This is a genomic window from Rhodoferax sp. UBA5149 (assembly GCF_002413825.1).
Classification (GTDB): Bacteria; Pseudomonadota; Gammaproteobacteria; order Burkholderiales; family Burkholderiaceae_C; genus Rhodoferax.
In genome coordinates this window covers 1-7,119 of sequence record NZ_DHXT01000154.1, presented here as the reverse complement: position 1 = coordinate 7,119, position 7,119 = coordinate 1, and the positions used below count along the sequence as shown (strand labels likewise).

The following is a 7,119-nucleotide window of genomic DNA, read 5'->3' as shown; positions in this document are numbered from 1 at the left end:
GCCGAGGTGGTTTGGCGCTTGGCGCGCGCCTCCAGCCACTTGCCCAGCAGCACCAGCGTGATGACGATGGCCGAGCCTTCAAAGTAGAGATGCACCATGGCGCCGGGCTCGGCCGTGAGCCACAACCACATCGACAAGGCCCAGCCCGCCGTCGTGCCAATCGCCACCAGCAAATCCATGTTGCCGGTGAGCGCCTTGAGTGAATGCCAGCCGGCCTTGTAAAAGCGCGCGCCCAGAATGAATTGCACGGGCGTGGCGAGCAAGAATTGCCACACGGCGGGCAGCATCCAGTGCTGGCCGAGCAGGTCGGCCAGCATCGGCAAGGTCAGCGGCGCCGACAAGGCCAGCCCGACGGCCACCGGGGCAAAGCCGGCCCACGGCGAGCTGTCGACGGCATCGATGGCCGCGCTGGCGGCGCGCGGCTCGTAGCCGGCATCGCGCACGGCGCGGCGCAAGCGGGCCTCCATTTGTTCCCCGGGCACCACCACAATGCGCGCCGATTCGGTCGCCAGATTCACCGTGGCGTCCTGCACACCGGGGACTTTTTTCAGGGCTTTTTCGACCCGGGCCACACAGGAGGCGCAGGTCATGCCACCAATGCCGATGTCGAGTGAAGCGGGGGAAATCGAAGGGGCTGAAACGGTATTCATAGTTGTGAGCGTAATCCTTCCCCTCATGGCAAGGTCAAGTCGCGCGACTCGGCCCTTGACCTTCCCATGGTGGGAGGGTTCAGAATATGCTCTTCACCACGTTCTTTTTCCATCACTTAAAGGCGATTTCCATGAAGCAAACCTTTACCGTCACCGGCATGACCTGCGGCCACTGCGAAAAAGCGGTCACCCGCGCCGTGAAACAAGTCGATCCGCAAGCCGAGGTCACGATTGACCGCGCGGCCAACCAGGTCGAGGTGCAGTCCGAGCAGCCGCGTGCGTCGCTGGCCCAGGCGATTGCCGAAGAAGGCTACGCCGTCGCCGCATGAAAGCCAAGGCCACGGCCCCGATTGAGGCCAGCACGCTGGCCAACGCTGCGTGGCCGGTCGCCATTGGCAGTGCCGCCCGGCTCTCCCATGTGTCGGCCAAGATGGTACGGCACTACGAGTCGCTCGGGCTGCTCGCGCCCGTGGCCCGCACCGACAGCGGCTACCGCCAGTACAACGAGGCCGACGTGCGCACCCTGCAGTTCATCAAGCGCGGGCGCGACCTGGGTTTTTCAATGGCCGAGATCGCCGAGCTGGTGGGCTTGTGGCACAACCGTAAACGCGCCAGCGCCAGCGTCAAGCGCATCGCCCAGAAACATGTCGATGAGCTGGCGCAACGCATCGACGCCATGCAGGCGATGCAGCGCACCCTGGCGTCCCTGCTCAACCACTGCCAGGGGGACGAGCGGCCCGATTGCCCGATACTGGATGACCTGGCAGGCCATGGTTGCTAGTATCTTGACGGCGGCCTGCGTGACTTCGGTCACAGACAGGGGCTCCAACAAAGCGTCTAATCCGCTCATCAACAACCCCCAAAGGAGTTCCTCATGAAAACCAATGAAGGCGGTATCGACCGCATCGTGCGCATCGTCGCTGGCTTGGTGCTGCTGGGCCTCATGGCCATGGGCACCATCGGCTGGTGGGGCTGGTTGGGCGTCGTGCCGCTGGCCACTGGCCTGATCGGCTGGTGCCCCGCCTACACCTTGCTGGGCATGAACACCTGCCCGATGAAAAGCAAGGCCTGAGCGCTGCCGCGCCGGGCCGGTTATGCCGTCTTGGCCCGGCCCGGCGTCCCCGGTCCGCCTTTACGTCAAGGTTTTTTAGGCCAAGGTTTTTAGCAATGCCTTGGCGGCCGGCTCGGAGGATGCGGGGTTTTGCCCGGTAATCAGCAGGCCATCGGTGACAACATAGGGCTGCCAGTCGGCCCCCTTGGAATAGTTGCCCCCGTTTTTCTTCAGCATGTCCTCGACCAGGAACGGGACGATCTGGGTCAGGCCGACCGCTTCTTCCTCGGTGTTGGTGAAGCCGGTGACGGCCTTGCCCTGCACCACGGACTTGCCGTCAGTGGCCTTGGGATGGCGCAGCACGGCGGGCGCATGGCACACGGCGACGACCGGTTTGCCGGCCGCCAGCATCGCTTCAATCAGGGCAATGGAGTAGGCGTTTTCAGCCAGATCCCACAAGGGGCCATGACCGCCGGGGTAAAACACGGCGTCGAAATCAGCCGCGGCAATTTCGCGCAGCTTGCGCGTGCTGGCGAGAACGGCCTGGGCGGCGGGATCGGCTTTGAAGCGGCGGGTGGATTCGGTCTGGGCCGTCGGGTCGTCGCTCTTGGGATCGAGCGGCGGCTGGCCACCGAGCGGTGACGCCAGCGTGATGGCCGCGCCGGCGTCCTTGAACGCGTAGTAGGGGGCGGCGAACTCTTCCAGCCAGAAGCCGGTTTTCGCGCCGGTGGTGCCGAGCTGGTCGTGCGAGGTCAGAACCATCAATATCTTTTTCATGTCGTTTCCTTCTGTGTGAGGGGGAATGGTTTAGTCGTTCGCGACGCGAACGATCAGCTTGCCGAAGTTCTTGCCTTCCAGCAAGCCGATGAAGGCTTGCGGCGCGTTCTCCAGGTCATCGACAATGTCTTCACGGACTTTGATCTGCCCGCTCGCCAGCCACTGGCTCATGTCTTTGGCGAACTCGGGATAGCGGTGTCCGTAGTCGTCAAAAATGATGAAACCTTGCATGCGGATGCGCTTGGTCAGCAGGTTGCGCATCAGCAGCGGGCTGCGGTCCGGGCCTTCGGGCAAGGCCGTGGCGTTGTAGTGGGCAATCAGGCCGCACAGCGGCACCCGCGCGGCGGCATTCAGCAAAGGCAGCACGGCGTCGAACACCTTGCCGCCCACGTTTTCAAAATAGACGTCGATGCCCTTGGGGCAAGCGGCCGCCAGCAGCGCCGCCAGGTCCGGGCTGTGGTGGTCGATGCAGGCGTCAAAACCCAGTTCTTCCACGGCCGAGCGGCACTTCTCAGGCCCCCCCGCAATGCCGACCACGCGGCAGCCCTTGAGCTTGGCGATCTGCCCGACGACGGAGCCGACCGCGCCCGTGGCCGCGGCCACCACCACCGTTTCACCGGTCTTCGGGGCGCCAATGTCCAGCAGCCCCATGTAGGCGGTAAAACCCGGCATGCCCAGCACGCCCAGCGCATACGAGGGGCGTGCCATGGCCGGGTCCAGCTTGGTCAGGCCGCTGCCATCGGACACGGCATAGTCTTGCCAGCCGGTATAGGCCAGCACCCAGTCGCCGACAGCAAAACCGGCGAGCTGGCTGCTTTGCACGCGGCACACGGTGGCCCCGACCATGGGCGCACCGACGGCGACCGACGCGGCGTAGCTGGCGGCCTCGCTCATGCGGCCGCGCATATAGGGGTCGAGCGACAAATACACGGTGCGCAGCAGCACCTGGCCGGGTCCGGCGACGGGCACCGCCGTGGTCGCCAGGTGAAAGTTGGCGGCGGTCGGCGCGCCGACCGGGCGTGAGGCCAGTTGCAGCTGGCGGTTGACGGTTGGGGTCTGGGTCATGAGCGTTGCTTTCACATCAGGGGCGCTGGGGCGTGCTTCAGAGCGCGGCCTCTAACACCCGGCGGCTGACGTCGGGGGTCACATCACCGCGTTCACTGAGCTTGGTCATGCCATGCTCTTCGAGTTGGCGAATCACCACGTCAATCGCCTCGGCCCCGAGCCCATAGGCAGCGAGGCGGGTGGGAATCCCCATGCGCTCGAAGAAGTCGCGGGTCTGTTCGATGGCGGCCGTGATGCGCTCGTCATCGCTGCCGCTGCGAATGCCCCAGACCCGCTCGCCGTATTGCAGCAGCTTGTCGCGCTTTTGCACGCGGCGCTCGTTCAGCATGGCCGGCAACACGATCGCCAGCGTGCGGGCGTGGTCGATGTTGTGCAGCGCCGTGAGCTCGTGGCCAATCATGTGGGTCGCCCAGTCCTGCGGCACACCGGCACCAATCAAGCCATTCAGCGCGAGAGTGGCCGCCCACATCAGGCTGGCACGGTCATCATAGTCCGGCTCGGAAGCGGTCAGCAGACGCGGACCAATGTCCACCAGTGTTTGCAGCAGGCTCTCGGCAAAACGGTCTTGCACCGGGGCGTTCACCGGGTAGGTCAGGTATTGCTCGACGGTATGGACAAAGGCATCGACCACGCCGTTGGCGATTTGTTGCGTTGGCAGGGTATAGGTCTTGGTCGGGTCCAGCACCGAGAACTGCGGGAACAGATGGCGGCTGCGGAACGGCAGCTTGGCGCCGATGTCACGGCGCGTGATGACCGAACCGTTGTTCATCTCCGAGCCGGTGGCGGGCAGGGTCAGCACCGTGCCAAAGGGCAAGGCGGTCTTGATGTTGCGCCCGCCTTTGAGCAGGATGTCCCACGCGTCGCCTTCGAATGGCACCGCTGCCGCAATGAATTTGGCGGCATCAATCACCGAGCCGCCACCCACCGCCAGCAGAAAGTCGAATTTCTGTTCACGCACTTGCTGAACCGCCTTCATCGCGGTGTCAAAGCTCGGATTGGGCTCAATGCCGCTGAAGGTGCTGTGCTGGCGCGTGCCCAGAGCCTGGCGCACCTCGCCCAGCGTACCGGTTTTTTCAGCGCTGGCGCCGCCCACCAGAATCAGCACCTTGGCCTGGGCCGGCACCAGCTTGGCGAGGTCGCCAATGCGGTCTTTACCGAAAACAATCTGGGTCGGGTTGTAAAAATCAAAGTTCAGCATGGCAGTCCTTGGGTTGGTGGGTTGGAGGTAGAGGTCAATGAGCGATCAAAGTAGACCGATCCGTTAGTAATTCGAATGAACAGGGTGGGTTGGTGGCGCTTGTCAACGGCCTGGTGGACCGAGCAGCAAATGGGTGCTGTCCATGGCGTGGGCGAACGGGCTGCCATCGCGCCGCAGCTTGGACAGCAGACTGGCACCGAGCCACAGCTCGTACAGGGTCAGGGCCGTTGCGTTGGCCACCAGCGTGGACGGGACGGAGCCATCGGCACGCGCCTCTTGCAGGCACTGGGCAATGCGCTGCACCACCTGGTCGGTGCCATCACGCAGGGTCAGGCGCATGGCTTCCGAGATATCGGCCACCTCGGCGCTGAGCTTCACAATCAGACACTTGGACCCCGTTGCGGCGCCGCTGCAGCCATCCGCCGTGATGCCGCACTGCGTGACGTTCCAATAAGACCAGTAACGCATCAAACGTGCCCGTGCCGGCGTTCCATCCGCGCTGAGCAAGGCATCCAGCCGACGCAGGTACTGGTCCATGTAGCGCACCAGCAACTCCTCGCCAAAGCGTTCCTTGGAGCTGAAGTAATGGTAGAACGACCCTTTGGGCACGCCCGCCGCGGCCAGGATTTCCGCCAGACCGACGCCGACAAAACCTTTGCCCGCGATCAGGCGCTCGCCGCAATCGAGGATATGGTTCTTGGCGGAGGGTTGATCGAGGATCATGCGCTGATTATGCTTCAAGTAGACCGGTCGTCTAGTAATTGACGTCGCAATAACCAGAAATTTTTCATGGTTATTGCGCGCGCACGTGGGTTCGTTTTTTCAGAGAGATGCCGTCAGGTCGGCACCATCTCGCCGCCCAGCGCTTCCAGCAAATCGGGCAGCAGTTTGCGCAGTTCACCGGTGGCGATGGCAGTGTCGGCATCGAAACCATCTTCTTTGCCGGTGGACGTCCCTTCCATCACCACATCGAGAAACACCAGCTTCTTGAGCTGCAGGCCTTCCGTCAGCACAAAGGACACGCGGCTGTCCCAGGTCAGCGCCAGCCGGGTCGGCAGTTTGCCGCTTTCCACATACTCGCGCACCTCGTCGGTGTCCAGCGGGTGGCGCGTGTAGCGCACCACCGCCTTGGATTCATCGGCGGCTTTCAGTTCGCACTCGCGGTCCACGCTGAAGCCGGCCGGCGGCTCCTGCGTGATCAGCCACTGCGACATGGCGGCCGTGGGCGACACCTTGGTGTTGAGCAACGTGACCGCCAGCCCGGTGAGGGACTTCACCAGCATCGTCACCACTTCGTCGGCGCGGGCCTGGCTGCCGGCATCGATCACCAGCAAGTTCGCCGCCGGATCAATCCACACCCAAACCGACGATTCCTTGCTGAACGCCAGGGGCAACAGTTCAAGTTTGATGTCGTCCTTGATCTCACGGGTTTCCTTTTTGCCGGGTTTTCGCCCGGTGCTGGCCTCAATCTGAGCCAGCCGCTCCTTGGCCTTGCGATTGATCACCGAACCGGGCAGCGCCCGGGTCTCGATCATCAGCTTGAGCATTAACTGCCCGCCCACGGCCTCGACCAGCGGGCCGTGGGCCTCGCCCCGGGGCTCGATCCAGCCGATGGATTTCTCCTGGCTGGCGCCACATGCCACAAAGCGCGCCCCATCAAGGCTTTCCTCCATCTGCGCCACGGAGGCGGACCAGCCGGGCCCGATTCGGTACACGATCACATTCTTGAACACTGGCAACCTTCTATCGATTGATTAAACTTTGACAGCGCCAATCATCCCATCAAATCCCTGTAGAAATATTCACGCAACTTTACAAACACTTATCCGCGCCTCATGCGGCAGATACAGACCGAGCCCACACTTGGGTCCAGCCTGATGCCAAGTTCTGAGCGTCAGACCTACTCCAAAGGAAGCGCATATGAAATCAGTTATTAAACCCCTGCTACTTGCCGGTTTGCTGGGCACGGCAGGTTTTTCCGCCTTTTCACAAGCCCCGGCCGCTGGCGAGCCCGGCAAGATGATGGGCCAGGTCGGCGCCATGCATGAGGGCATGGGCCACGAACGCATGGGCAAAAGGGATCCGGCCAGGATGCAGGCCTGGATGGACAAACGCAATGCCGAACTCAAGGCCAAGCTCAAGCTCGCCCCTGCCCAGGAAGCTACCTGGACCAGCTACGTTGCCGCCCACAAGCTGCCGACCGACCTGATGGGCAAACGCCCGGACCGCGCCGAGATGGACAAGCTGTCGACGCCCGAGCGCATCGACAGAATGAGGGCCTTGCGCACCCAGCATGTGGCCGACATGGCTGCCGCCATGGACAAACGCGGTGAAGCCACCAAGGCCTTTTATGCAACGCTGACGCCGGAGCAGCAAAA

Annotated in this window: 10 protein-coding genes; 4 read left to right on the top strand and 6 right to left on the bottom strand. The window is 63.2% G+C overall.

The features are described 5' to 3' along the window. Positions 1–650 (bottom strand): cation transporter (locus B3V69_RS13500; protein WP_296447363.1); only part of this gene is annotated, 650 nt, incomplete at its 3' end. Between the two features lie 131 nt (positions 651–781). On the opposite strand from B3V69_RS13500, the gene B3V69_RS13495 reads away from it, so the two are divergent. The 3 genes from B3V69_RS13495 to B3V69_RS13485 all read left to right on the top strand — a co-directional run bounded on the left by B3V69_RS13495 (position 782) and on the right by B3V69_RS13485 (position 1,722). Beyond that, entirely contained in the window at positions 782–979 is a 198-nt protein-coding gene (locus B3V69_RS13495) for a heavy-metal-associated domain-containing protein (RefSeq protein WP_296447362.1), read from the top strand. Beyond that, positions 976–1,431: a Cu(I)-responsive transcriptional regulator gene (gene cueR, locus B3V69_RS13490; RefSeq protein ID WP_296447361.1), complete on the top strand. Its 456-nt coding sequence runs from the start codon at positions 976–978 to the stop codon at positions 1,429–1,431. Before B3V69_RS13495 ends, cueR begins: the two co-directional genes overlap by 4 nt. A 93-nt stretch (positions 1,432–1,524) precedes the next feature. After that, a complete protein-coding gene (locus B3V69_RS13485; RefSeq protein WP_296447360.1) occupies positions 1,525–1,722 on the top strand; it encodes a YgaP family membrane protein in 198 nt (65 codons plus the stop codon). A gap of 75 nt (positions 1,723–1,797) precedes the next feature. On the opposite strand, the gene B3V69_RS13480 is transcribed toward B3V69_RS13485, so the two are convergent. The 5 genes from B3V69_RS13480 to B3V69_RS13460 all read right to left on the bottom strand — a co-directional run bounded on the left by B3V69_RS13480 (position 1,798) and on the right by B3V69_RS13460 (position 6,474). Beyond that, the gene (locus B3V69_RS13480) at positions 1,798–2,478 is read right to left on the bottom strand and encodes a type 1 glutamine amidotransferase domain-containing protein (RefSeq protein ID WP_296447359.1); all 681 of its coding nucleotides are present in this window, start codon (positions 2,476–2,478) and stop codon (positions 1,798–1,800) included. A 30-nt stretch (positions 2,479–2,508) separates the two neighbouring features. Next, positions 2,509–3,543: an NADP-dependent oxidoreductase gene (locus B3V69_RS13475; protein WP_296447358.1), complete on the bottom strand. Its 1,035-nt coding sequence runs from the start codon at positions 3,541–3,543 to the stop codon at positions 2,509–2,511. 37 nt (positions 3,544–3,580) lie between these two features. Then, positions 3,581–4,741 (bottom strand): iron-containing alcohol dehydrogenase, encoded by a 1,161-nt coding sequence (locus tag B3V69_RS13470; RefSeq protein WP_296447357.1) that lies wholly within the window; start codon positions 4,739–4,741, stop codon positions 3,581–3,583. A 102-nt stretch (positions 4,742–4,843) separates the two neighbouring features. Then, entirely contained in the window at positions 4,844–5,464 is a 621-nt protein-coding gene (locus tag B3V69_RS13465; RefSeq protein ID WP_296447355.1) for a TetR/AcrR family transcriptional regulator, read from the bottom strand. A 113-nt stretch (positions 5,465–5,577) separates the two neighbouring features. Continuing rightward, positions 5,578–6,474 (bottom strand): recombination-associated protein RdgC, encoded by an 897-nt coding sequence (locus B3V69_RS13460; protein WP_296447353.1) that lies wholly within the window; start codon positions 6,472–6,474, stop codon positions 5,578–5,580. A gap of 187 nt (positions 6,475–6,661) precedes the next feature. Between B3V69_RS13460 and B3V69_RS13455 the strand changes: the two genes are divergently transcribed. Next, on the top strand, positions 6,662–7,119 hold a 458-nt coding region (locus B3V69_RS13455), incomplete at its 3' end, for a Spy/CpxP family protein refolding chaperone (RefSeq protein ID WP_296447351.1).